Consider the following 24137-nt stretch of genomic DNA (forward strand, 5'->3'; position numbering starts at 1 on the left):
AAAGTCACAGGGCCGATGCGGTGCCGTCCATCGGTCCGCCCGATCCCTTGCCCTTGCTCTTTTTGCCGCTCTTCTTTCGACCTTTAACGTTCTTTCGACGGCCCTTTACAGGCTTGTTGTCGAAAGCTTCAGGCGACGTGACGGCGATCTCGGTTTCTTCGCCGCCATCTTCCTGCTGAAGGAACGTGACGCGGGATATCAGCATGTCGCGGAACACGTCCTGAAAGGAATCGGAGACCTCGACCATTTCGTTGACGCGCCACAGACGCCCGTTCGCTTTGTAACCATGAACGCGATAGGAGATTTCCTCGCTCTCGCCGCGCTTGGTGCGCATACGCCAGTCGGCTTCGTCCTTGCAGCCCTTGTCGTCGGCCTTGGAGCGGGCCAGATGCACAATCGGGCGATAGCGCCTGATTTCGTCGTCGGTCGCCTCGCCACTGGCGACAACGCCGCGCCGTTCGCGTTCGGTGGCCGAACCGTCGGTTGCTTCCCTGTCTTCCGGCTTTACCGGAGCGCTGCCACCGAGAAGCGGTGCTGCACGACCGTCGCGAACGGTAGCAGCCTTTTCCGATTGCCCGCGCACGACGACCTTCGAATGCCGATCCTTGTGCGTGAACTGGCCAGATGAGGCTTTCACGTTCCCAGGCAGGGAGAGCGCTGCCGGAGCGCGGTTCGCTCCAGTCCGGGTGATGACAACACCGCCGACGCCGTCCGACATGACGAGCGCGTGGCGCTGGCGTGTGCCCTTGTCGATGGCGCTCAAGCCGGTTTCGGACAGGTCAATACCATAGCGAGGAAAGGCATCGCCGGTATCAATCTCGGAACGGACGGAAAGCCCGAACGGTTCTGCGATGCGCTTGACGGCCTCTTCCAGCTTCACATTATTGAACTCGGATGGACCGTTCGGTGCAGCCGTGCTGTCCACAAGATCACCCGCCTTGTCCTTGCCGGAGATCGAGACCATGGCGCGCTCTTCATCGATATCGGGTGAAACGGTTTCGATATAGCCTTTCAGGACGAGCTGATCCTCGACATAGGCTTCCGCTTCCATACCCGGCTTGAGGGTAAAGACTGCATTTGCAGGCGATGCGAAATCGAAAGTGGAAAGCGCCCGGCTATAATCGCGCAGCTCGAAGCTGAAGGAGCCGCTGAAATCCTTCAGGTCGCGGGTGATGTTGGCATTCGTCCACTGGTCGAATATCTGCCCGTTCACCTTCAGCCAGATCGTGCGCGCCATTATTCCGTCACCTCGACGCGGCCAGCAGGAATGCGGGCTGGATGGCGCGGTCGATTGCGCTCGATGATCGAGAGGTAGCCGTCCTCGATCGCGGACGGATCGTCACCATAAATATGATTGGCAATCTGGAAGGCATCGGACGGCCGATCGGTTTCGATGATACGCGATGCTGGCAAGCGTCCGATCGCTTCATTGATATCGGCAATCAGGCACAAGCGAACGTCGCGGGTAGCGCGGATGGTGGCGCTGGCTTCGGCAGCAAAATCGGAATCGGAAAGGCTGGATAGCAGATCGGTATAGGCATCCAGTTGGCCGACCAGGCTGTCGCGCAGCGCGCTTGCTTCCGCTCGTGAACCGAACTCGACATAGGCAGCGAGCTGTCCGGCCTTGGCAAGCGCATCGCCAGCCGTTCCGGCCAACAACACCGTGTCCGGACGCGATACGGTATCACCGGCAAGAACGACAAAAGCAGCACTGGCACTGGCGTTGATGTCGAGTGCCTGACGTGCCGAAAGGCCGGTGTAGGAGCTGGTTGCTTCTGCCGCCGGAGCAACCGCAGGCGTTCCGGCGAGATCGGGAACGAGATTGACGATCATGTCCGTCACCGAGCTGGTGGCGCTGGACAAGGCTTCAGGCGTGGCAGGCAAGGTTTGCGGCAGAGCTGCTGTGATCAGGGCAGAAGCCCTTCCGGCGCCGGACTGCCAGTAGGAAACAACCTGTCGGGCGGTGCGCTGTGTGGCGTCGGTGCGAAGCCGGGACAGGGTTCGCCTCGATGGCGATGTAGTGAGAGACGCGGCAAGGGAGACAAGCGAAAGGGCAGCACCGATCAATGCCGAGGCGGTTGAAGCAAAGCCCAAAAGCCCCATGCCATTATAGCGCTTGAAGGTGGCGCTGAAGCGGACGACGCGCAGCTCGTGGGCGGCGAAGGAAATCTCGGCCGTCTCTTCCAGGATGACCTGCATCGGGCCAAGCCATGGATGAATAAGCGTACCCGGTCCCGGTGTCTCGAATGCGGCCTTCAGAGCCTGTGCCTGGGCAATATAGGAATCGCTGACGATCAGCCCTTCAACCTGGACGGTTTGTGTCGCAAGGCCGAAATCATCATACGCCGCCTGATCGATACCGGGGAACAGATGCTCGGCAACGCGACGGCCGACCTGTGTTGAGGTATCGGGCACGTGGAACGAAATCCCACGATATGAAGCTGGAAGCAGTCCTGGCAGAACGTCGCTGATGCTGTCGAAGATCATGATTACCCCTATGCCCTGCCGATCACGCGGCCGCGATCGGTCGTAAGCCCGACATTCTTGTTGTCGGACGTGGCGCTTGCGAGCCTGCCAGGACCATCAACCTTGATACGGATGTCGCCACCGACATTGACTGACTGCGCTGGACCGGCAACAGCTGCAAGGCGTGTCGGCGTCGAGAGACTGGCGCGCTTTTCCGCTTCATTGGAGTTGGCGGGAGAAGATGGCCGCATGGTCGGCCCCTTCAGGTAATCGTCCATTGTGCTATCCCGGCTGCCGTTCGAAGTGCTGCCGTTAGGAAGAGCTTGCCCCGGCTGGACCGTCGCACCGCTCCAGATGTTTTTCATGACGCCAGCGAGCCACTGAAGTTTATCGATGATCGTCTGAATGCCGCTCATGATCTTATCTTTCACGGCATCAAAACCGCTCGATAGCATGTCCCATGCGAGTACTGGTATCTGGATGGGAGCCGTCAACAGGCCCCATAGCTTTTCGACGCCGGTAGCAATCACGTTTACCGCTCGGCCGGCGTAATCAGGAAAGATTGCCAACCAGTTCGGCATTTCGGCTTTTCCCGCTGCCCAATTTGCAAGTTCGGCCAGTCCCTTCGTCAGTGCCGATATGCCCTGCCAGATTTTCTCAAGGCCGGTGAACTTCAGCAATTCCAGCTTGCCGAGCCATTCGCCCATGGTGCGTGCAAAGCCGCTCATCTTGCTGGTGTCAAAACCGACAAGCTGCATCAGGTTGCTGGCAAGCGTACCGAGAGCACTGCCCAATTCCTTCAGGTTGTTCCAGGTATCGCCCATGTGGCCAAAGGTGCGCTTCAGGCTTTCGCCGATCGGCGCCAGCGATGGTTCGATGCCTTTGCCAATATCCTTCAGTGCGGTCCATGCGGTTTGAAGCCCGTTGAAGACGCCTTCAAGAACCTTCAAACTGCCAACCTTCAGGCTATCAAAATTGATATTGGCGAAGATTGAGCGGGCACCATTCGAAATCCGCGACCATGCGCGTGGCGCAGCATCCGCAACATAGTTCCAGGCACGAACCGCGCCGTCCGACACGCGCGACCAGACGCGGGAAAGATAAGGCTGTGCCTGCCCCCACAGACGCTTTGTGCCTTCCCATGCCTTGGAGGCGCGGTCCTTCAGGCCATCCCAGAACTTCATGAGCCTGGGCGCGACCTTGTCCCAGTTCTTCGCAATTAGCACGCCAGCGCCAGCCAGTAGGCCGATCACAATGCCAAGCGGTGACAGGATCACGCCGATCAACGCGCCGATCGCACCAAGACCCGCACCGACAATCGGAAGGACAAGGCCGAGCGCACCAAGCGCCGTGACCAGGAGAACGACACCGCCTGCGCCAGTCAGCAGGGTTTTCATCCAGCCGCCTGTTGCCTGATCGATCTGCCGCACCCAACGAATACCGGCGAGCAGCCATTCATTGATGGTCGGAAGCCATTCACCGAAAGCAAAGCCGACCTCGCGAATGGACTGTGTGCCGATTTCGTTGAGGATCGTCAGCTGCCGGTTCATGCCCGCCATCTGTGTCTCAAAATCGGTGTCGATCGCTGCACCCGTCGCGGCGGCGACCTTTTCCTTGATGTCCTTGTATTCCTGCACGTTCGCCATGAACGGCACGATGAAATCCAGTACCTGCTGATCGGAGAACAGCTCGGAAACCTTGCTGGCCGCGCCAATCGCTTCCAACTGCTGGCGAACATAGGCAAGCGCCTCGGCACCCTTGAGACCGTTCTTTTCTGCGGCCTTCATGTATTTGCCGATCTGCTCTTCGCCGACGCCGGTGAGCTTTCCGACCTTCTGCAGCATGGCTTCCAGCGGGTTGATGCCCTTGGATGCAGCGTCCAGCATGACGGCCTGAATATCGACGCCCATGCCTGCAAAGTTCTTGATGGTGCGCTCAGACAGCGCCTTCGACAGGAAGTTCGAAAGATTGTTCGCCGCGATCGACGGATCGGACGTGCCCTTCATGGCGATCTGGAGTGCCGAGCCGAGGAAGTTAACAGCCTCGCGGCCCTTCACGCCGAACTTTGCCACCTGCGAAGTCAGGCGCGGGAAATGCTGCGCCATGTCCTTCAGCTCGAAGGAACCTTCCTTACCGGCGATCACAAGCGCACCAAGACTGTCGCGCATCTGATCGGCGGGAAGCTTCAGGTTGTTGAGCATGGCCGTGCCAACGCCAGCCATGTCAGAAAATTCTGCGTTCGCCGCCGTGGCAGCGCGGCCGATATCGCCGATGGTGGCGTCGATCAGCTTCTGATCGACACCCGCAGCAATCATCTGGCCTGCACCGGCCGCAATCGTTTCCGACGCCTGACCGATGACAAGGGCCAGTTCCTCATACTCAACCTTGGCCTTGGCCGCGAAATCAAACGCGGCCTTGCCGGAGAGTTCGGCGGTGCCTGCAATGTCGAGCAGCTGTTGCTGGAAGGCTGCGGCTTCCTGAACCGGCCCCATGAAGGAAATAGCGGCAACCGCCGTACCGAGTATCCCGATACGGCGCGCAAAGCCGGTCAATTTCTGAAGGTTGCCTGTAAGGCGGCGCATCGGACTGGAGAGCTGATCGCGAAGCCGGACCAGAACATCGAGCGCCATTGATTTTGATGCCATGGTCTAGCCCTCTGCCTCTTTGATACTGTTGCGAAAAGCCATGATGCTGTTCCACCAGAAGGTGGCGGTTGCCGCCTCCATCATGTCGATTTCAGCGGCAGAGAAGCCCGATCCATCGGCGATCCCGCCGAGGATTACTTGCCAGTCTTCCGGCCACTCGCCAAAAAAGAGGACAGCACCTGCGCAGATGCGGTGATGTCGGCCGCATCAAGCCTGTCATAGAGCACGTTCATGATGGCCTGACTGATCCGCGTCGAACGCGAAAACGCGACGACGTTCATCGAATCTTCTGACGTGGCGGAAATAGCCCGCTGATCAGCGCCGGTCAGACGATGGAAAGTCAGCTCGGAATATTTCTCCTCGCGTACTTTCCCGCCCTTCTTGATCTCCAGTGTCCGGGGGTAGAGCAGTGGCAGCGTGACCGAACCATTGTCATTCTGGATTGCATGATCTGGCAGGCGATCGTTCGGATCGATGTCCTCATCGACATCGGCGACCACAACAGCCTTGGTGGAAACAGGTCTGTCCAGGTCCACCACTGCGTCCGTGACCGGACGCTCTTCGTCGGTGAGATCGAGATCGACAACATTCTTAGCCATTAAAGCACCTCTTCAGGAGCGCCGCCCGCCCACTTGAGTTCAATCTTGCCGCCTTCGCCACCCGTAATGTCCGGATGGTCGGTCAGGAAGGCGTCACCGAAAATGAAGGTCTGGCCGGTATCGCAGACAACCTGCAATTCGCCTTCGCCCTCATCCCAGAGACTGCCATAGCGCTGTCCCTTTTCGAGGTTCGTTGTCGCGGTGATTTCCGAAGCCTCAAACTCCTGGGCGCGACCGACCTTGCGGCCATAGGTGACGGCATTGTTCTTGATGCCACCCACCTTGATTTTTGCGCCCTTTTCGACGGGGATGTTTCGGCCCCGCCAGACGATGTCCACAATGCCAAGTACCTGTGCCATGGTTCTCGTTCCTTACCTTTAGACCTGGAATTCCAGCGAACCGGCGAGCACCATCAGATTGCCGACGATTTTGATCTGCTGTCGGCTTTCGAGGCGGTTCTTGTCGCTGGACGAGCGCTGGAAGGCGCTCTGTTTGATGGTGGCCTCGACGCTCTCGATCCAGACCAGATCACCATAGCGGCGGCAGCGACCCGCCCAGGAGGCGTGCATGCGGCGCGGTGTGACAACCGATGAACCGGGTTCCTCGTCATCGCCGACGTTGGCGGCGAATGCTGCGCTGTCATCATCGTCCGTGAGCTTGGCACGCGGATAGAGCAGCGAAACGTAGGAGTTCCAGTCGTAGCGGATACGCGACAGGGTGGCGGGCACCATGATGTCGAGCCACGCTTCATCATCCACGTTGAGGTTGGATTTCCGGTACGTGGTGATGAGGCGCGAGATCGTGACCGAACCATCCGAAAGGCTTTCGAAGGTCGAGACGCCACGGCGCAGAAGAAGATCGCGTTCCGTCTCGATGAACTGGTCGGCGGGACTTGGTGCTTCCACACCAGACACAACAAGCGAGCGCAACTGGCGCGCTGGATCGTTGGCAAGGTGGAAGCTCGCAAGCCCCATGACTGCCGCCGACAACACCCACGAGCTCGTCGGAGAGCCATTCAGGCCCACCGCCGTCAGGAATGGGCAGTTCGTCAGCTGACCCCAGGTGCCAAGATCGGCAAAGGTACCGCTCTTGCCGACATAACCATGCGCGTCGAGCTTCGACATCGCGGTGAAGCGATTGGTCAGGAAGTCTGCAAACACGCCCATATTGGTCGGATCGCTGAAAGGATGCTGGATTGCCGTGTACCACGTGTTGGCGATCACATCGAGCGCAGGCGTCAGATCGGGATTGCCGGAACCGCCCGCCATCTTGGCCGTCGCAACGTTGAGGCCGGTTGGCAGCGGTTGCGCCTCGATATCGACGCGCAGATCGATATCGTTGCCGACTTCACCGCCATGGCGGCTGGTGACAGTGACGACACCGGCAGCGGCCGCAGCTGTGACCGGCAGGCTGGTGTTTTCGTTGATCGCAGCGGCGAGCGATGCTGCGAGCTGTGCGACGGTGGCAGTGGACTGCGCGGTGAAGCGCACCTGTTGACCGGCAATCTTGAAGCGAAGGACAAGAGCCTGTGAGACTGCGCCGGTAAAAGTGATGGTGCCGCTGGCCTTCACCGCATCTTCGTCGTCAGCGATCGCCATGACGAAGAGGCTTTGGGTCTTGTTGGCCTTGCGGAACGCCTTCACCTGTTCGGCGCCAATCGAACCGACACCAAACAGCGCCTGACCTTCGGTATCGCGAACGACTTCCGTGATGGTGCCTGGCTGCAAGGTGCCGGTGGCAAGCTTCAGGCCGATGATCAGGTTCTGCACCGGATAATCGAAGATGCCAAGATTGCGATAGTTCGGCTTGACCTCAAGATAGGTGCCGGGAGAGCGCCAGTCGGTCGGGATTTCGTCAAAAACGAAGTCAGCCATGATTATTTACCTCCGTTCTTGGCCTTCGCGGCCGCGTCGTCGTTGGTGTTGCTGTCGATGGCAGTCGGCATTGGCGCGGCTGGAGCCTTGACGCCAACCTCGACCAGATCGCCGTCAGCGATGCGGCGGCGTATATAAAGAGTGACGGGAACCGTCGCGCCGCTTTCAGGCCAATCGCGGCCATCTTCCATGGGCACGGTGCGACCGGGTGCGAGCTTCAGCTTTTTCTCAAGCATGGCTTTCCTCGGGGTTGATGGTTTCGGTGATGACAGGTGCATCCGCGTCATTTGTGATCCAGGTGATGCCGAGCGACTTGAAGTCGTCCAGTGTCAGCAGGCCGGTGTTTCCAACCGGGCAGATGAAGCTGAAGGAGAAATCGACCTGGGCGATTGCGACATCGTCCTCGGTATAGCCATCGGCGATAATGCTGTTGGCCGTGGTGACGGTTGTCGTTCCGAGATCATCAAAACTGACACCATGCAGGATGACGGACGATACATCGATCATGGCATCAAGTCCGATCTCATGAGCATCGCCTTTGAAGCGGGCTTCAAGGCCGCTCGAAACCCTGTTTACAAGGATCAAACGCCACAGCATGTCGCCACGAAGCTGACGTCCGTTGTTTGAAGCCGGACGCATGCCAGTCCAGGCAAGGCCGATGAAGGGAGCCATGCGCGCAATGCGGTCGAACTCGGTCAACGTCAAAACCTGTGGGACGCGCTCGATCGTAAACAGCTTTTCAGGGAACGCCATGCGCAGCCGGTCCACAATTACCGGCTCCTGATTGCGAATTGGCATCAATGGAAAATCAAGCATCAGTAGCCCCGCAACGTTTCATGGGTGACGGTGCGCGGACGATCGGAGATGCGCGGCCCGGAGCCGACTGCATCGGCCTGGGCTGGCGGTGCCAGCGTCAGTTCAAGGTGCACGAGTTCCTTGGCGACGTTCTCCAACCACTTGATGACCTCGGCACGGGCTTCCGTCATTTCCTTGGTCGGAGAAACGCGCTCGGTATTGGCGAGATCGTAACGGGCGAGAATGCAAGCGGCACGCACCAGATCGTCAGGCGGCGTTGCGATCGGAACCCGATAGCGCCCGCGAATATAACTGTAGATCGTGGACGTCGCGTCCTGAAGGGCGGTGTTGACTTTGGCCTCGTCCGGAGCGGTCGCCGTCTTATCCTCCGGATTGGACAGGCGCACGATCTGCACCTCTCCAAAGCGGGCAATCATATCGGCGACAGTTGCAAGCATTTCGAATGTTCCTCTGGTTTGTGGTGGCGGAGCCGGATTGCTCCGCCACCGTTTCGCTTCGCTCGGGGGTTATTTCTTCGGTGCAGCCTTGGCAGCGGTTTCCAGTTCCGTGACCTTGGTCTGGGCGGCGGCAAGCTCCGCCTTCAGGTCGGTGATTTCCTTGTCACGTTCGGCGGTTGCTTCCGTCAGCTTCTCAGCGACCTTTTCACTTACGGTGGTCTCGAAGGACGCTTGCATTCCCTGCGCGATCTTCTCGACCTGTTCCTTGACCTTGGCGGCGATGGTTGCATCGACGTCCTTACCGGAAAGCTTGACGGAACCTTCCACCACTTCCTGGACGATGAAAGCCGGATCGGCGCGGAAAGCCTCAAGCTGCTTTTCCGTCCAGTGACCTTCGTCATAGGTGGCCGAGGCCGGGTGCACGATGCCGTTGCGGCGAATGCCAGGGGAAGAACAGATGATCTGGATTTTTGGCATGTCGGGTACTTTCTTCAGGTTTCAGCTTCGGGTTTTGGGAAAGCGGCCGTGAAGCCGTTTTCCGAAAACCCCGCCAGCAACCGAGAGGCATACAATTGCTGGCGGGAACGACGGGTGATTGGAAAACCCGCCGAATAGGTTCAGGCGAGGTGTGGTATGGAAACGACTGTGGCGGTTTTCGCCCAGATGTTCGTCTCACCGCCTTTGATGAGAGCCGCTTCCACAACCGATCGTGCTCGACCTTCCAGCGCTGGCGGCACCAGGAGCTTGACTGGACGGATCGCATTAATCTGACCATCGCGCTTGCGGATCGATTGCATGGCCGTACGGGCTGCTTCGTAATTCTCGATCGTCAGCTCCAGCTTGGACTTGTGTGCAAGCTGCCAGAGACCGAAACCGGCATTCCCGCGCGTGTCAGCACCCCAAACATATTCATCTCGCCAGAAGACGTTGGGATCGGTTTCGGCGAACATCTGGGTGAGCTTGATCGCCTTGCGGTTCTGCCAGATCATGGGCTTGATGACCTGAGTGTCATCAATGAGGTACCAGGCAGGCTGTGCGCCAGGCGTGAAGTTCGATACCGAAATTTCGTTGCCCTGTTCGTTGTAACCGGGATGATCGGTATCGAAGTAATACTGGCCGTCATAGCACTTTGTCGTTTCACCCTTCTTGAAGAGTGGCCAGACAAGTGTGTCCGGGAAGGCCGCGCCGTCCTGACCATACTGCGCAGCGATTGGCGTGAAGATGCCAACCTGATCGTCTTCGATCATGCGACGCTTGATAGCGATGGTCTTTTCAAACGAGCGGTTCTGGATCGAATAAAGCGTCGCGCCGACATCATGGGCAACACGGTCGCCGATCCATTCGCGGAAACCGGGAAGATCATCCAGACGAGGATATTCGTTGGCGAACGTGGTTGAGCCAACTGTCATAGCAATTGTGTTGTAGAACGTTGTCGTAGCAGCGAGTGACTGATTAAAGACAGTTGAAAGCCCGGTATAGATGCCGCGCAGGTTCGTGATGTTGATATCCATGTCGGCCCCTTAAAGCGTCTTGAGCCAGACGCCCTCGGCGTCAATGGCGTCGATGGTTCCAGCCGCAAGCAGTGCGCCAGCGGCCAAGGTGAAAGTGTCGTCGGCCGACGCATAAACCGTCTTGCCGATATCGGCGGCGGTTGCGCCGGAAAGCGGAATGCTGGTCACGCCCTTGCGGGCTTCGATCAGCCGGTCGCCCGTCGCGCCATCGCGGTTGTCGACGGCCTCGGAGGCAAAGCCAACCAGAGCCACGCAGTCAGCATGGGCTGCGGGCACGGCAGCGAGCGCGGCGGTAACACCGATCATGGTGCCGCCGAAAATGCGGACACCGGCCAGTACCGGGTAGCCATAGGCATCACCCGCGCGCCACTTGCGGCGAATATCTGCGGAAGCCGTCATGTTACTGCCCCTTTCCAAAGAGCGCCTTGTGCTCTTTCTTGAAGGCTTCAGGATCGACACCCATCATGGAGGCGACCGAAAGCTCTTCGGCGGTTGCGGTTTCGCCTTCAGGTGGCTTGCGTCCACCAAGGCCACCGGCGTTGATTGAGACCATCAGCTTGAGTTCGTCCTCAACCTCGGTCGGGTTCTTGGTGTGACGCGCGATCATGTGGTCGCGTAGCGCCGGAACGACCTTGCCTTCCTTGATCGCGGTATCGATCACGGTTTCGGCGCGCTCCTTCGCATGCGTGGTCACGAAAGTTTCGAGCTTCGTGCTCAGGCTCTTCACCTGTGTCCGCAACTCGGCGTTTTCCGCCTCGACAGCGGTCGCAGGCTTCGCCTTGGACTGAAGAGCAGTGACAATGGCGTCGTCGCCAGCATCGGCGGCAACACCAGCAACCGGTGCCAGGCGCGAAATCAATGCGGAATGAGCCGTCTGGGCGGAATGAGCCGCAGCGACAGCCGCAAGGATCGCGGCTTCGTCAGCGGTTTCCGGCAGGCCGAGCGCCTCCCGGAGAGCGTCGAGGTCCATGGTAGTCTCCATGTTGGTTGAGTGCAGAGCGGTGAGATTGAGGTTTGGGTCGTTGGTCAGGGCCACGCGCAGCAGCTTCTGAACAACGAACGGGGATTTTGCGGTGTGCGTGAAAACCGGAGAGAGGTAGCCATAGGAATGCCCCTCGACCATCGAACGGCCTTCGGCGGTCCATTCGACGCGGCCCCAGATGCCATCCTCGCGGTTTTGCAGCTCCACGATCCAGCCACGTGCCGGGGCCGAAAAGCCCTGCTTGGCTGCAAGGTCGGTGGAGTGGTTTTCGTCGACGGGAAGCTTGCGGGCAGCGGCGTTGAAGGCAGCAATCACCGCTTCGGCGTTGTCCAGCAGATAAGGCCCGCGACCATCAGAGCCAGTAAAGCGGCCAGCCGGAAGCACATGCAGCCATTCTGGCGCTTCGCCAGCTGTTGCTGCCTGGAGGGCTAGAATATGGGTCGAGATCAGGTTTCGCATGGTCACTATGTGCCATGCGCGGCAAAATCAGTTCATGCCCGCGTAGGCGGGCACCAGAAAACTAATGAACGGACCTGTTGGGGAAATGGCGGGCTACAAAACCAAACACGGTCTCGGCAATCATCGCCTCATCTTCATTTGATATACCGAGGAAGGGACGTGCGGGCAAGGTCACGCTGGCAGCTTTGATGAGATTGCCACCCATGCGGAACCATAGATGACTTGCCGAAACTGGCTTGATCGTCGCGCCGAGCTGGTGCGGTGCTGCATAAATGACGTTGGTGCCGATGGTGACAGCATCGCGGCTGGCCCGATGCGTGATGCTGTCGCGCAGCCGTCCGCTCTCGGTCAGAATGCGGCTGTTGCGCTTTCCCTTCTTGTATTCGGGATTGAGCTTCGCCCAGGCAGCGCCATCGGGAGATGTTTGCGTAATAAAACGCCGATGCGTGGAGCCGACAAGGCCGGTGCCGATCGCGCTCATGACAGGCGTCGTGTCCGCCATTACGCCGATCAGTCGGGTAAACGCCTGATGGACTGCCTTGTCAGCAACCTCGACCTCCAGAGAAACGCCACTCACTCGGCTGCTCCATCAAGCCAGGACATCCCCGGATTATATTCAAAGCCGGGATCAACGCCCTGTGGAACACGAACTGTGCGCCCGCCAACTTCTTCGGCGCGAAACACGAGGTCGGGCGAATGATCGGGACGAGCCTTCCCCTGGCGGCGCAGGCCACCTTCTGAAACAGGCGTCACGAAACAACCGCAACGCCAACCGTTCGGCGGATAGTTGGTGCGCCAGAACGTATCATCAGCGCGAAGCACCATGCCGTCCCAGGACAAATGTTCCTTGCGCGGATGGAGCGAGCCGGAATGGTTATATTGCCAGTATGGAAAGGCTTCGAGCGTTTCGGGTTCGGTGAGCTTGGCATAGCGCCCCGCCGCATAGGCCGTGCGCAGATTGGTGTCGAAGATGATGCGGGTACGCCAGTTCCGTTTACCTCGATAATCCCATCCGTGCTTTTCCACGATGGCATCAAAAGACTTGCGGAAATCCTGAAGCGTCGTACCTTCGGAAAGCGCCTTGTCGATCTCGCGGCGAAAGTCATCGAGCAGTGCATCGGAAGCGGCCCCGGCCACCATGAATGCTCTCGAATGAGCCGCAGCATAAACATCCGTCCAGACTTGCGTCTTGATGTTGAGCTTGCCGCGAAAGAAGCGGATCGCTTCGTCAAAGGGCAGATCGAGTGCCGATATCGTATCTGTCATCTTTGAAGCTCCTGAACCATCAAATTTGAAGGCTGTTTGAAGGCCACTGGCGCGCATTCTTCAGATTTTGGGGGAACGCTTCACATTGGAAGCGAATGCGCGCCTGTGAGGCGTTATTTCCGACCGGCAATGTCATCGATCAAAGCGGCCTGTCCGGCGAGATGCGCGAGAGCCATACCCCGCGCCATCGCGGTCGCAAGTTCGTCTGGCGAAAGCTTCAGCCGGGCGAGCCGGTCAGCGGCGTCGGCAAGGTCTTTCGATTCTTCCAGGGCGGCACGGATGTCTTCAGTCAGTCCGGCGAGAGCCCCCGCTGCATCCTCCTGAAGGCGATCGGTCAGCTTGCCGATGATATCTTCGGTCGGTGACTGTTCCTGGCGGGCATGAAGCAATCGCTTGACGGCATTGCGCGCGGGCTCCTTTCCATCCGATTCAAACAGGCGGTCGATGGCAGTTGGACGCCTGCCGCCAATGACCTCAGCCCCTTTCTTCGGAGCGGGCGCACCAAGCCTGTCACGCACATAGGCCGCGTCCAGTTCCAGACCATGTTGGGCAAACTTGTCGAAGGCGTCGGCAAACTCCTTCAGCGGGACTTCATCCGGACGCCCGATTGCGATGATCGGATACAAATCCTGCGGCCCGAAATTGAACGCGATCATGTTCGGGATCAGCTGCTGATTGAGCGTATCCGAACCATCCAGCGCGTCGGAACGCTCAATGTCCTCCTGGACGAGACGATGTTCCTTCGCAACCGCATGCCCGCCGGAAACAGCATCAGTCGTCGTCGTCTGGCCGAGGACGAGCTTCGACACTTGACGGTCATACCAGTCAGCGCGCCGCTCATACATATCTGTCGAGCTGCTCTTCGAGCCGACCTCATGAAACTCGATCAGCATCTCGCGCGGCAGGATCGCAGCGCAGTCACCGGCGATACCGGAGACGGCGCGCCACAGGACATCCTTTTCAGCCTCGGTTGCACCACGGCCATACTTGCCGATGCGGATCGGCTGGCCGTAGTTCTGGCAGAAGATCGCCCAATCCTTCACGGTGAAGCTTTTGAACATCCAGCACCAGACGGCAATCCGCGCAATGCCGGATCGGATCGTGAGGCCGGACTTGGCCTTGGAACGATGGATGATGAACTTGTGCGGGACGATGGGAAGATTACCCGCATCGTCGCGGATCAGAAGCGTTTCACCGTCAGCCTGATCAAACGTAAACCATCGCTGCGTTCGCCACGTCAGGGCACGTGGTGTGACATGACCATTGTGAAAGCGCCAGTCGATCTCAATCGCTGAAATACCTTTGCCGATCGCATCAAGCATGTCGAACAGGCTCGAACGCAGAATGCCTTCATTGACCCAGTTCTGGATAAATTCGGCATGCTTCTTGTGTTCGGGACTATCGGACGCGGCTTTCACCGTGATCGGCAACTGCGCAACCGAACGCTTTCGCGTGGCGAGCTGCGCGAGGTAATGCGGATCTCGCTCCTCGATGTCTTCAGCCAGCTCGAAATAGGCTTCCGGGTCGCCCTGGTCTGCTCTACGTAAAATGGAAGCAAGCTTGACCGGCGTCAGTCCATCTGCCGGATGGCCAGACATCCACTGGCGCACACCGCCCGCCTGCGCACCGGCCCGCTCGTCCGTCAGATCACGGCCAGCAATAAGGTTTCCAAACCAGTCAAGAAAACGGCCCATCACAACGATCCTCTCAGATAGATATCAACCGTTCGTCCGCGCCGGTCATCGTCCAGCGGTGGCCCACCATTGTGGCCGCGCATGTCGTTGCCGGTACCGGCACGCTTCCGGTTGGTTTCATATTCATAGATGATGGCCTCCTGATTGGAGGCGAAGAAACCGAGAGCGCCTGCGGGTGCGGTATCGCCGTGGCGATCGTATCCATCCGCACCCTTTGTCGAATGGCCGTCCGGCACCTTGATGTAGCCGCCGACATATGCAAGCGCCTGATGATCGGCGAGAATGTCAGCGTCATAGGGAAACAGCACCGACTTGTCGCCGAACGCCTCGATGTAAGCGGGCATGTTGGCTGCGTACCACTTGTCCGAAAGCATCACTTCATGGATGTTTTCGCCCCAGCGCTGGCGGGCCTTTTCCGCAAGATACTGACCATTGCCACGCGCATCGAGCGCGCCGCCAATCATCCGTGGCAGCGCATCGCCGATATAGAACAGGATATCGCGCTGCTGATCGAACGGGATATTCTTCAACTCGACAACAAGACGTGCGCGGCGCACAAGGTCGGTTCCGATCTCAAACACGATGATGGCGGTCTTGTCGCCTGATCGCGCAAAGTCTTCTCCGAAACAATGTTCGCGCTCAGGATCAAGGCTGTCTAGAAGCGGCTTCAATGACCGTTTACAGAAGTCTTCTGCCTGCTCTTCGCGCTCGAAATCCTCCAGGTCCTTAAACTCGTCCGGTCGATCCCAACGCACAACGCCGGGAAGATCGCGGCTCATGCAGCGCTCGATCAGAACGCGGGTAAGTGCAGCACCTTCGGCCTCGGCCGGGATGGCATCCAGCTCCTGACGCATCTTGGCGGTGCGCGTACCATAGGCCGAGCGGATTTTCGCTTCCCAGGCGGCTTCCTTCTCAAGCGTCCATTCCTCGCCCTTGATCAGACAGACGCGCTTGAACAGGCCGTTCTGGACCGCATCGCCAAAGGTGAACGTGTGGAAGTTGAAGCCGTTCTTTCCGGCTTCGGCTTCCTTGACCAGTTCGTTGAATGGGTTGGTGACACCATTGTGGGAGGATATGACCCGCACCTTGCCGCCCCAGATCAGGAGAGCGGCAACTGCATCAATGACGGCGCGGACATCACGGTGGAACGCAGCCTCGTCAATGCAGACGACGCCCTGAAGGCCGCGAATATTCTCCGGCCTGGACGAAAGCGCCTCAATACGGAAACCCGATTTGAATCGGATGATATAGCTGGAAATCGCATTCGTGCTGCCATCTTCACGAATGTCGAAGAAGATGCCATCCTCGATCGTCAGCATCTCGTTGGCGACGGTCTTGGCGAAATGTGCAGCGTAACCGATGAACTCGCGGCCCTTCGGCTTGGTGTCGGGAATGTAGAAATAGTTCTGCCCGCCCGCCGATCGTTGCGCAGCAGCAATCAGGGTCGCGTCAAGCGCCTCGGCAAAGGTGATGCCGGTGCGTCGGCCCTTGGCACATCCCTTCAACAAGCTGTCGTCGGCGATCCATTCCTTCTGGTGCTCCATGAGAACGCCATCGGCCAATGGATCAAGATCATCCGGGATTTCACCGCCGCGAGGCAATTCATCCGGCAGCTTGGCCGGATCGGTCGGTATGACTGGCGGGTCGGTCCATTGCCCACGTGGCAATCCGGGCAGAGGCGCTTCGCTCACTGGCTGGCCTCCGGTGTCTCGGGCTTGGGTTTCTGCGGACGAACGCCGAGGAACTCGCGGCGCGCGCGGGCAATGGCTTCCTTCGAAATGCCGGGTTCGTTGGAAAGGACATCAAGCGCCTTCTCGGCCTTTTCCTTCATTTCGGCCTCAACCTTGCGGGCGCGCTCTTCCGCCTCCAGCTTCATGCGTCGGGATGACGATGCGACCTGTGCGGCCGAGGCGGCGCGCAGCGCGTTCGCCAGTTCCATGGCTCCCTTCGGAGAAATGCCAGCATCACCTGCGTCCTGAAGGATTTCAAAGATCAGCGTCTTGATCGCTTCAGCTGCGATCAATGTCAGATCGTCCGAACCCGCAGCGTCCATACGTTCGGAAATGGTGGATGCGATCTCGCGCGTCTGTTCCAGGCGGCGGGCCATCTGGGCAGTGCGAACCGTGAATCGATGGAAAGATGAAAATGCCGGGATATCAAAATCAAGGCCAAGCTCACCCTGAAGGCCGATCAGCTTTTCCTTGAACTCGCCATAGATATCGCTGAGCGATCGCTTGCGCGCGGCCAGTTCCTGCGTTGCCCAGGTGATGACGGGTTCGCATTCTTCTGGCAACAGGTCGATGGAGGAAAGACGGCCCCGGCCGCGCTGGCTTGCCATGGCGATTTACTCCACGTCGCCGGGTCGCTGGATGCCTTCCAGAACGATACGACGCTCGACGTGATCGCGACCAGTGCGTGTAAGCGTAGCGATCAGGGCGGTACCGGCAGCGTTGATACGAACCGCACCGGCTTCGGATTCGAGCCAGCGCATCTGGTTGCGCAGATATTCACGGGTGCGCTTGTAGCCGAACAGCTCCAGCTCGCGTTCAAGCAGACTATCGTTCAGGCTGGCATTCGTCTCCATAGCAAGCGCCTTCAGGATGATGAGGCGCACGTTCTGATCGACAAATTCTTTGTAACCCGCCGTCATTCCTAACGTCCTTTCTGAATCAAAAATTCTTCAACGCGGCGTGTGGTGCGTTCTGTCGCTTCTGCGGACTTCGCCATGACGCCCATCTGCCCCTTGATTTCCGTGATGGTGAGCTGGAGCTGATGAACCGTTTCCGCGTTGGGCATATGGGAAAGTTCATTCTCTACCTTGGAAAGGCGCTTCTCATGCTCATCCAGCGTGACAGCGTTCTTCTTCGACCCGGACGTCAGGAAGATCGTCACCGACGTACCGAGCGAAATGAGGATCGAGACTGAGCTCAACCACGGAACGATTGCAGAAATCTCCATTAGCGATGCCCCCAATGCTTACGCTGCCGCTCCAGTCGTTGCTGACAATGCGTACAGCGTCTCGCCGATGGCATCGCGGCCTTGCGTTCCAGTTCGATATCCTCACCGCAGGAAATGCAGATATCGGAACCCTTCCGGCTCAAGGCGGACTGCACCGCCGCGATACCGGCTTCGCGCTCCTGTTCGGCCCGCAGATCGGCCAGTTCATGTGCCTTGTTTCCCGCTTCCATCAGTTTGGTCGCTCCGCAGGAACCGGCACGGCGTCGATTGCGGCTATGGCTGCTCCGCGCCGCTGCTCGCAGACGGCAAGCGCGGCGCGATCCTTGCCCCAAAGCGGCGTCAGCTCTTTCGCCGACAGGGCGCGATCAGGCAGAGTGACAGGTGGATCGCATGGCTTGCGCGCCTCTGACGGCACTTGCCCTCTGACGAATTCAGTACGGAGGATTGGCTTTCCCTCCGATGAACTGGTTATTGAGCAGCCGTGAGCGATCAACATCGATGCCACTGCCAGGAGTGTCAGAAAGCGCCGCATTGGCATCCTCCAGTTCTAAGACCTTGTTGTTGAGACGGTTGATTTCGGTCTGGGCTTTTTCCTGTGCCGCCTGGGAGGCTTTCATCTGCTCGATGATGTTCTTCGCGGCAGCTTCATTGGCCTCGGCGATCTGTCGAGACCAATCCGCATCACAGGCTTTTTCGGCGGTTTCTACCGCATCGCTGATCGTATCGCGGAGCGCGCGAGCAGCACCGAAAGCCAAGGTCGCCGCTGCCAGCATTATGATGGCGGCAACGACAATCTGGGAGGTCCACTTGGCGAACCATGCGGAGAACCATGCAATCATGGCCGGTCCTCCCGTCGATCGGTGAATAGCGTTTTTGCCTGCGCCCAATAATCGACAGACCCGAAGCCGCGATGGACGCCGAGAACGCCGACGATCAGCGCGACCATGGAAGGCACCACGATCGGAGCAATCGCAACGGCCTGCTCGGAGCCAACCGATGCAGCGCCAACAAGAATGACGATAACAGCCCAGGCGAGGTAGAAGCTGCCCCAGAGGTAGCGTCGGCTGGAGGTATAGCCCGGTTCCTTGATTGGTTCGCTCATGCCGCGACCTCCGGCATAAACCGCTTCAGTTGGGCAAAGGTCTTTGCACCAACCAGCCCATCAGCAACCAGTCGATGGTCGCGCTGGAATGCCTTGACGGCCTGTTCGGTACCCGGTCCGAAAATGCTGTCAATCGACAGATGATAAAACCCGGCTCCACGTAGCGCACGCTGAAGGTCAGCGACCGCAAGGCCGCGCATTCCACGCCGCAAAACGACATCGCCGAGATTTGAGGACAGATTGTCGGCCTGTAACTCGGCAACAATATCCTTTGCCTTGGCAAGATTTGCGGCGCGATCTGCAAGGCCATTCGTGCCGCCGTTGACGACTTTGGTGACAGCAACCAGATTGTCGTAGTCAGCAAGTGCGTTCAGGTTTTTCGATGACCAATAATAAAAGGCCGACAGAAGTGCCCAGGGGAAATCAGCGAGCTTCTCGGGATACTGAACGAAATCAGGCGATTTAGGATCGCGGGCGCGAGACCAGGACGTGAACTGTCCATGATTATAGCGTCCCGTGGTCTGGATAAGACCATGTCCGCGATACCGGGGGCCGTCGCCCTTCTGAGTGTTACCCAGATCAGTCCGACCCTCATACGCTGCACCCGACGCGTATTCGACGGTAGTACAAAAGCCGTCGCTCTCATGAGCAATCTGGGCAAGAAAATGCACAATGCGGAGAGCAGTCGTCACCTGAAACTCTTTCAGGAGAGCAGGCAGCAAAGGTCCGCATTTCGTGATGATATCCTGCTGCCGGGCAATCTTTTTCACCGCAACTTTTGGGGCGATTGCAACCAGAACAGTATGATTGATGTGGGATGCAAGGTCGGTCACATCACGCCCTCCGCGAAACAGTGTTCAAAAAACAGGCCCGCTATGGTGGGCATGAACAGAGTTTTACACGGTGGCTGGAATGGGGTTCACGCCCGCACTGGCGGGCGTCAATACCGGACTATTCGGTTGAGAACATTTCTATTTGGCGGTCGTCTTTTTTCTTTGGACGATACTTGACCGGAGAACGGTTGAAAATCTTTTCGACTGCGTCCTCACGGATGCCCAACCTACGTGCAATCTGCGCGTTCGACAAGCCCTGGTCACGATCCCGTCTGGCTCGCATGTCGCGGATCAAGGGAACCGTGAAGCCGTCACCGCCATAACGCCGGGCGAGCTTGGTTACAATATCAATTCCGAGAGTATCAACCAACTGCGACCGGGCAACGTTGGACGGCGACGGAACGTAAATGCGGATACCTGCATGTGCATCTGCGAGGCGGATCAAGCCGTCTTCTCCAAGCAGGTCGATCAGCTCTGCAACGAAGCTATTGCTTTCGCCCTTCAATGCTGCCTCCCAATCTCTGCGGAAAGCGCCAGCTGTTGTGCGGTAACTAGACGCAAGCGTGCTTCCAGCTCGACACGCTTGTGGCAGTGTGGCCGGAGCGCATGGATACGCTGCTGTAAGGTGTTACGCTCTATCTGGAGCCGCTCGATCTCGGCCAATTCCGGCGCGATGAACAGAGGCAGATTAACCAGAGGCGCGGATTGCTGAACCATCATCATGCCCTCACCATTGCCAAAACGCGGAAGGCGCGCTTTATTGAAGGAAATTTCAGGGGGTTGATATGAGACTGGTACTGGCTGGATTTGCACTTTTGGCGAGCGGCGTAGTCGCCCATGCCGATGATCTTTCCACGATGCAACTCGCAAGTGGGCTCGGCAGCGTGCTGGCGGCAGAAGAAGCCTGCGGGCTGTCGTTCGACCAAGGTGCGATTGAGAAATTTATCACGGCCAAAGTGCCAGCCGACAATCTGAATTTTGCGGGCACATTGAACATGATGGTGTCTGGAGCGAAACTCGAACTGGACGGCATGTCGCCGTCCCAAAAGACCGCGAATTGTACGCAAGTCAAACGTGTCGCAAAATCCTACGGATTCACGAATTAACCGCGTCACGCGCCCACTTTTCTCCAAGCGAGTTGTTATCGTTTCTGATGTGGCGCGGATCGTGAAATTCATGGCCGCGCCGTTTTTCTGATCTCTGCGCCAAGCGCATTCATGACCGGTTGCCAGTTCTGCGGCTTCAACTCTTCAAAATCGAACTGGTCATCAAGGCCGAGAACTGCCCGGACGTATCGGGTGAAGCTACCCGGCTCCGGCAGTCTGCCTTGCTGAGAAAGCACACTCCATTGCGCTGCCGCGACTTTCGCGCCGTCTGCGCGCCTCCAGCCCTGCATGAACATATCTTCCTGCCAGACCGGACCGACTTCGCGTTCGATCCACTTCTTGATGCTCTCGATCGCTATGCGCGCATCAGCCCAATCATGAACGAAACGAACATGATCTATTTTCGTCTGGCGCTGCACGAAGGCCAGCAAAGCTTCATCGGCAGGGTTATCGAAAACCCCAAGGTTCCAGCCTGCAATCCATAGAGCCTGGAGCTTTCCGGCGAACTTGCCTTCAAGGCGCTTTCGAGAGCCTTTTGAAGCGGGCTTGAAGCCCTGACGACGAAACTCATCAATGAGCTTCAGCCGCTCGCCTTCAGTCATGACCGCAGACGAATGCTTGCCGGTGACGCGAATGCAGATTGCGCGATAGGTATCGTCATCAAGGTCCAGCTGCTTTTTCGCAACGTGTATGGCGGCGGTGGATTTCATATCAATCCTCCCTCGGCGCGATGGGAACTGGTCCGGACCCGAACGGATTAAAGGTGTCCGCTTCCCGAATATGCTCTACGGCCTTCAATGGGTCCGCGTGTCTCCAGTCCGGCCACCGGCGAATGAAGTTGCATGCCTGTTTCGCGACGATGATTTTGATGATCTGTTCGGGCGACAAATCGAGCCGCGCCATGCCGTTAAGTGCCAACAGCACAATGTCAGCCCATTCCTTCGGATCAGTTGGATTTGTCTCGATCTCGATCAGTTCTTTGCGGATATGATCGATTGTGCCTTCCGTCCGTCGCCCAGGGCCGAACGTGGCAAAATTCCAGTTGATGAACTCTTCTAGCCAGACGGCATTGATTACGGGAATAGTCATGCTGCACCTGCCTTCGTTGGACGCACAAAGACACGGCGATGATGATGCTCGCAGAAGCTGGAGCCGATTTTCACCGGATGGCCGCAAAACAGATGCTGTTCGCCCTTGGCTGCGTTGTTGACTGCGAACCGGCATTGGCGAAGGTTTAGGTCCGCTAACGGCAGGCCGAGCGGATCGATCGGCGTTTCTACCTCGGCGACGCCCTCACAAATAAATACCGGTTCCGGCTCTATAACTGGCGCGACCGCGACCGGCGCGGGTTGTGACTGCCGAGCTGGAGACCGAGCCGCAGTTTTCATGCGGCCCGTCTTGTATGGTGACGACGCTGCCTTCGGATTTCGTGCGCCACCGACACCGGCCCGAAGTCCGATCTCGCTCAGCATCTTGTCGCGATGAATGACGCTGATGATCGCATTGCGGCTGATACCGAGGCGCTTACTCATCTGACCGGCAGAGAGACCTTCGCGTAGCAGCTCGGCGACGGCCTGTTTGCGATCGTCAGTCCAGGTCTTTTGAGAATGGTTGCTCATTTCAGAATTACCTTTCGGCGAAACAATGCCGTCACAGCGGCATGGAGCGTCATCAAGAAGCGTGAGAAATTGAATCGGGCTGATTTCGGTGCGGGCCGATCAGCGGTGTGAGGGTGAGCGTATCGATCAACCATGTTACGGCAGAAGGTCGGGCCGTCGATGCCTTCAGGCACGGCATAGAAATCCGTGCCTGAAGGGCTGAACACCACACAAACACCAGACAGCAGAATACCTGATACGCGACCTTGCTGATGACGAGTGCGAGATTTCTGGCTGGTGCTCATGCCGCACCTGCCAACCGGTGATGGTGTTCGACGCGAACAATGCGATGATGAAGCGTCAAACTGTATCCGGTCTCCTGAGAGCGGACCAAGTCATCCGTGGTCACCAGTTTGTCACCAACGCCGTGCGGCTGCGCCAGATTGACGAAATGATTGCCATCAGCCCAAGCCCATGCCTGAAACGGACCTGCATCGACAACCTTGCCGATACCACTGCCCTGATCTTCTACGTCCCACCAAAGGAAGTCTTGACCGTTGTCCTGAAAGTGAAAGCGGATCATGCGTCACCGCCTTCTGGATACTTCTCGCCGCAGAATGGGCAGTAGGACAGGAACATGCCGACAGGCTTTGCACCGCGCTTCTTCTCGATCACCTCTGTTTGAAGCATGATCGTCGGAGCGGCTCGATTGCCGAATACGAGGGCCTGGGTCAGGCGAGTGTTTCGCTCGGCCAACTTCTCGTCTACGTTTTTGATGCAATCACACATGGCCGCACCTCACGCCTTGGCCATATCGATCGTGACTGCACGCCACTGATCGGTGATGGATGCCCGCTCGTAAAAGCGCACATATTCCTTGGAGCCGGTGATACGCATCGCCTCGCGGATGGCCCGCATGGCTTCTTGCCAACGCGGATCATCGATATCGAGCCGCAGCAGCATGAAGATTTCGGAGCGATTGACCTTGCCTTCCTTGTCGGTGTTGAAGGCCCGCGTAATGACAGCGCGAATTTCCGGCCGACTGTCAGCGGCCCATTCGGTCAGGCATTCATCCAGGAGGCGCTTGGCGACCTGCAGCTGCGGTCCGAAATCCACGAAATCGGCAATCTGTACCGTGACACGCTTCAGGCCGTCGAAACTCTGATAGGTGCGGTTGCCCTTGGGGCCACCCTTGGTGACGCCATATTCCTGCTGAAGAAGCGCGTCGAACTCGCCCAGATCGGTCATGGTATGACCGCGAAACCGGCTGATCTGCTCTGAAAGGCTGGATGCGTACCGCATGACCTTGCGGACAACTTCATCCTCCAGCTTGTCAGCGGGCTTGATCGCTTCCACAGGGACGAGGTTTCCCTTGGCATCGGCCATGTAAGGCTTGTCGCCAACCATGGTCACGCCCTGTTCGGAGTTTCCTGCGAAAGCAGCAGTGGCAATTACTTCGGTCATTGTCGTTTTCCTTGCGTTCGGGAGGCTCAAGCGCGGTCGGCGCGCAGGGTGAAATTGGGTTTGAAGAGGACGACGTTGGTTTCGCCCTGGTAGAGTTGGTCCAGCAGGGCTTGTCTGGTTCGGTCATCGCTGCGACCCATGCCGTTCCAGCGGTGGCGGCTGATCTCATGCTCGCGCTTGACTGCGAGAGCGCCGCATTCGTAGAGCGCTGCGTTGAAATTCTGGACGTCAGCCGGAGTGAGGAAAACGCCTTGCGTCTCGTACTTCAGGAACGACCGACGCCATGCGAAAAGCGTGTCACTCAAGGCATAAAGATCGGCATCCATG

At 58.3% G+C, this 24137-nt stretch carries 36 protein-coding genes; 1 reads left to right on the top strand and 35 read right to left on the bottom strand.

Annotated elements, in window-relative coordinates:
• Positions 1-4: 4 nt before the first annotated feature.
• The 27 genes from FG152_RS00675 to FG152_RS00805 form a co-directional block, all read right to left on the bottom strand.
• A complete protein-coding gene (locus FG152_RS00675; RefSeq protein ID WP_498984959.1) occupies positions 5-1237 on the bottom strand; it encodes a phage baseplate assembly protein in 1233 nt (410 codons plus the stop codon).
• Positions 1237-2487, bottom strand: coding sequence for a DNA circularization N-terminal domain-containing protein (locus tag FG152_RS00680; protein ID WP_498984961.1), 1251 nt, complete (start codon positions 2485-2487; stop codon positions 1237-1239). Before FG152_RS00680 ends, FG152_RS00675 begins: the two co-directional genes overlap by 1 nt.
• 8 nt (positions 2488-2495) lie before the next feature.
• On the bottom strand, positions 2496-5111 hold the full coding sequence (locus FG152_RS00685) for a phage tail tape measure protein (RefSeq protein WP_498984962.1): 2616 nt from the start codon (positions 5109-5111) through the stop codon (positions 2496-2498).
• A 134-nt stretch (positions 5112-5245) separates the two neighbouring features.
• Positions 5246-5710 (bottom strand): hypothetical protein, encoded by a 465-nt coding sequence (locus FG152_RS00690; RefSeq protein WP_497213996.1) that lies wholly within the window; start codon positions 5708-5710, stop codon positions 5246-5248.
• Complete coding sequence (locus FG152_RS00695) at positions 5710-6069, bottom strand: phage tail tube protein (RefSeq protein ID WP_171380708.1); 360 nt, start codon at positions 6067-6069, stop codon at positions 5710-5712. The genes FG152_RS00690 and FG152_RS00695 overlap by 1 nt, the downstream gene beginning before the upstream one ends.
• An 18-nt stretch (positions 6070-6087) precedes the next feature.
• Positions 6088-7584, bottom strand: coding sequence for a phage tail protein (locus FG152_RS00700; RefSeq protein ID WP_498984965.1), 1497 nt, complete (start codon positions 7582-7584; stop codon positions 6088-6090).
• A 2-nt stretch (positions 7585-7586) separates the two neighbouring features.
• Entirely contained in the window at positions 7587-7820 is a 234-nt protein-coding gene (locus FG152_RS00705) for a DUF2635 domain-containing protein (protein WP_498984967.1), read from the bottom strand.
• Positions 7813-8400, bottom strand: coding sequence for a hypothetical protein (locus FG152_RS00710; RefSeq protein ID WP_498984969.1), 588 nt, complete (start codon positions 8398-8400; stop codon positions 7813-7815). Before FG152_RS00710 ends, FG152_RS00705 begins: the two co-directional genes overlap by 8 nt.
• The gene (locus FG152_RS00715; RefSeq protein WP_497213992.1) at positions 8400-8837 is read right to left on the bottom strand and encodes a phage protein Gp36 family protein; all 438 of its coding nucleotides are present in this window, start codon (positions 8835-8837) and stop codon (positions 8400-8402) included. The genes FG152_RS00710 and FG152_RS00715 overlap by 1 nt, the downstream gene beginning before the upstream one ends.
• 69 nt (positions 8838-8906) lie before the next feature.
• Entirely contained in the window at positions 8907-9314 is a 408-nt protein-coding gene (locus tag FG152_RS00720; RefSeq protein WP_498984973.1) for an HI1506-related protein, read from the bottom strand.
• Between the two features lie 140 nt (positions 9315-9454).
• Positions 9455-10348, bottom strand: a complete 894-nt coding sequence (locus FG152_RS00725) for a Mu-like prophage major head subunit gpT family protein (RefSeq protein ID WP_498984976.1) — start codon at positions 10346-10348, stop codon at positions 9455-9457.
• 9 nt (positions 10349-10357) lie between these two features.
• Positions 10358-10747, bottom strand: a complete 390-nt coding sequence (locus tag FG152_RS00730) for a hypothetical protein (RefSeq protein WP_171380715.1) — start codon at positions 10745-10747, stop codon at positions 10358-10360.
• Between the two features lies 1 nt (position 10748).
• Positions 10749-11789 (bottom strand): phage protease, encoded by a 1041-nt coding sequence (locus FG152_RS00735; RefSeq protein ID WP_498984979.1) that lies wholly within the window; start codon positions 11787-11789, stop codon positions 10749-10751.
• A 61-nt stretch (positions 11790-11850) separates the two neighbouring features.
• Entirely contained in the window at positions 11851-12366 is a 516-nt protein-coding gene (locus FG152_RS00740) for a phage virion morphogenesis protein (RefSeq protein WP_498984982.1), read from the bottom strand.
• Positions 12363-13055, bottom strand: a complete 693-nt coding sequence (locus tag FG152_RS00745; protein ID WP_498984985.1) for a phage head morphogenesis protein — start codon at positions 13053-13055, stop codon at positions 12363-12365. The genes FG152_RS00740 and FG152_RS00745 overlap by 4 nt, the downstream gene beginning before the upstream one ends.
• Before the next feature lie 113 nt (positions 13056-13168).
• Positions 13169-14749, bottom strand: a complete 1581-nt coding sequence (locus FG152_RS00750) for a DUF935 domain-containing protein (protein ID WP_498984987.1) — start codon at positions 14747-14749, stop codon at positions 13169-13171.
• Positions 14749-16440, bottom strand: coding sequence for a hypothetical protein (locus FG152_RS00755; RefSeq protein ID WP_498984989.1), 1692 nt, complete (start codon positions 16438-16440; stop codon positions 14749-14751). Before FG152_RS00755 ends, FG152_RS00750 begins: the two co-directional genes overlap by 1 nt.
• Positions 16437-17087 (bottom strand): phage protein Gp27 family protein, encoded by a 651-nt coding sequence (locus FG152_RS00760; protein ID WP_171380721.1) that lies wholly within the window; start codon positions 17085-17087, stop codon positions 16437-16439. Before FG152_RS00760 ends, FG152_RS00755 begins: the two co-directional genes overlap by 4 nt.
• Positions 17088-17093: 6 nt before the next feature.
• Positions 17094-17399, bottom strand: a complete 306-nt coding sequence (locus tag FG152_RS00765) for a VpaChn25_0724 family phage protein (protein ID WP_171380722.1) — start codon at positions 17397-17399, stop codon at positions 17094-17096.
• 2 nt (positions 17400-17401) lie between these two features.
• Positions 17402-17707, bottom strand: a complete 306-nt coding sequence (locus tag FG152_RS00770; RefSeq protein ID WP_497213983.1) for a DUF2730 family protein — start codon at positions 17705-17707, stop codon at positions 17402-17404.
• Positions 17707-17937, bottom strand: a complete 231-nt coding sequence (locus FG152_RS00775; RefSeq protein ID WP_498984993.1) for a TraR/DksA family transcriptional regulator — start codon at positions 17935-17937, stop codon at positions 17707-17709. The genes FG152_RS00770 and FG152_RS00775 overlap by 1 nt, the downstream gene beginning before the upstream one ends.
• Positions 17937-18122: a hypothetical protein gene (locus tag FG152_RS00780; RefSeq protein WP_235972592.1), complete on the bottom strand. Its 186-nt coding sequence runs from the start codon at positions 18120-18122 to the stop codon at positions 17937-17939. The genes FG152_RS00775 and FG152_RS00780 overlap by 1 nt, the downstream gene beginning before the upstream one ends.
• Before the next feature lie 16 nt (positions 18123-18138).
• Positions 18139-18546 (bottom strand): hypothetical protein, encoded by a 408-nt coding sequence (locus FG152_RS00785; RefSeq protein ID WP_498984996.1) that lies wholly within the window; start codon positions 18544-18546, stop codon positions 18139-18141.
• Positions 18543-18809, bottom strand: coding sequence for an NAD(P)+ transhydrogenase beta chain (locus tag FG152_RS00790; protein WP_498984998.1), 267 nt, complete (start codon positions 18807-18809; stop codon positions 18543-18545). Before FG152_RS00790 ends, FG152_RS00785 begins: the two co-directional genes overlap by 4 nt.
• Entirely contained in the window at positions 18806-19642 is an 837-nt protein-coding gene (locus FG152_RS00795) for a peptidoglycan-binding protein (protein ID WP_498985000.1), read from the bottom strand. The genes FG152_RS00790 and FG152_RS00795 overlap by 4 nt, the downstream gene beginning before the upstream one ends.
• A 118-nt stretch (positions 19643-19760) precedes the next feature.
• Positions 19761-20147: a hypothetical protein gene (locus tag FG152_RS00800; protein ID WP_498985002.1), complete on the bottom strand. Its 387-nt coding sequence runs from the start codon at positions 20145-20147 to the stop codon at positions 19761-19763.
• Positions 20144-20365: a hypothetical protein gene (locus FG152_RS00805; RefSeq protein WP_498985004.1), complete on the bottom strand. Its 222-nt coding sequence runs from the start codon at positions 20363-20365 to the stop codon at positions 20144-20146. The genes FG152_RS00800 and FG152_RS00805 overlap by 4 nt, the downstream gene beginning before the upstream one ends.
• Before the next feature lie 62 nt (positions 20366-20427).
• Between FG152_RS00805 and FG152_RS00810 the strand changes: the two genes are divergently transcribed.
• Entirely contained in the window at positions 20428-20748 is a 321-nt protein-coding gene (locus FG152_RS00810) for a signal recognition particle (RefSeq protein WP_498985006.1), read from the top strand.
• Positions 20749-20816: 68 nt separating this feature from the next.
• Here FG152_RS00810 and FG152_RS00815 read toward each other — a convergent pair whose 3' ends face one another.
• From FG152_RS00815 to FG152_RS00850, 8 genes are all read right to left on the bottom strand, one after another.
• Positions 20817-21458, bottom strand: coding sequence for a phage protein GemA/Gp16 family protein (locus tag FG152_RS00815; protein ID WP_498985009.1), 642 nt, complete (start codon positions 21456-21458; stop codon positions 20817-20819).
• Position 21459: 1 nt separating this feature from the next.
• Positions 21460-21837, bottom strand: a complete 378-nt coding sequence (locus FG152_RS00820; RefSeq protein WP_498985011.1) for a dATP/dGTP pyrophosphohydrolase domain-containing protein — start codon at positions 21835-21837, stop codon at positions 21460-21462.
• Positions 21834-22367 (bottom strand): GcrA family cell cycle regulator, encoded by a 534-nt coding sequence (locus FG152_RS00825; RefSeq protein ID WP_498985012.1) that lies wholly within the window; start codon positions 22365-22367, stop codon positions 21834-21836. The genes FG152_RS00820 and FG152_RS00825 overlap by 4 nt, the downstream gene beginning before the upstream one ends.
• Complete coding sequence (locus FG152_RS00830) at positions 22364-22651, bottom strand: hypothetical protein (protein ID WP_498985015.1); 288 nt, start codon at positions 22649-22651, stop codon at positions 22364-22366. The genes FG152_RS00825 and FG152_RS00830 overlap by 4 nt, the downstream gene beginning before the upstream one ends.
• Entirely contained in the window at positions 22648-22929 is a 282-nt protein-coding gene (locus tag FG152_RS00835) for a hypothetical protein (RefSeq protein WP_498985017.1), read from the bottom strand. Before FG152_RS00835 ends, FG152_RS00830 begins: the two co-directional genes overlap by 4 nt.
• A complete protein-coding gene (locus FG152_RS00840; RefSeq protein WP_498985019.1) occupies positions 22926-23135 on the bottom strand; it encodes a hypothetical protein in 210 nt (69 codons plus the stop codon). Before FG152_RS00840 ends, FG152_RS00835 begins: the two co-directional genes overlap by 4 nt.
• 9 nt (positions 23136-23144) lie before the next feature.
• Entirely contained in the window at positions 23145-23753 is a 609-nt protein-coding gene (locus FG152_RS00845) for a DUF3164 family protein (protein ID WP_076771973.1), read from the bottom strand.
• Positions 23754-23836: 83 nt separating this feature from the next.
• Complete coding sequence (locus tag FG152_RS00850; RefSeq protein ID WP_125335817.1) at positions 23837-24136, bottom strand: hypothetical protein; 300 nt, start codon at positions 24134-24136, stop codon at positions 23837-23839.
• Position 24137 lies beyond the last annotated feature (1 nt).

It is taken from the genome of Ochrobactrum sp. XJ1, assembly GCF_024701725.1.
Lineage (GTDB): Bacteria > Pseudomonadota > Alphaproteobacteria > Rhizobiales > Rhizobiaceae > Brucella > Brucella anthropi.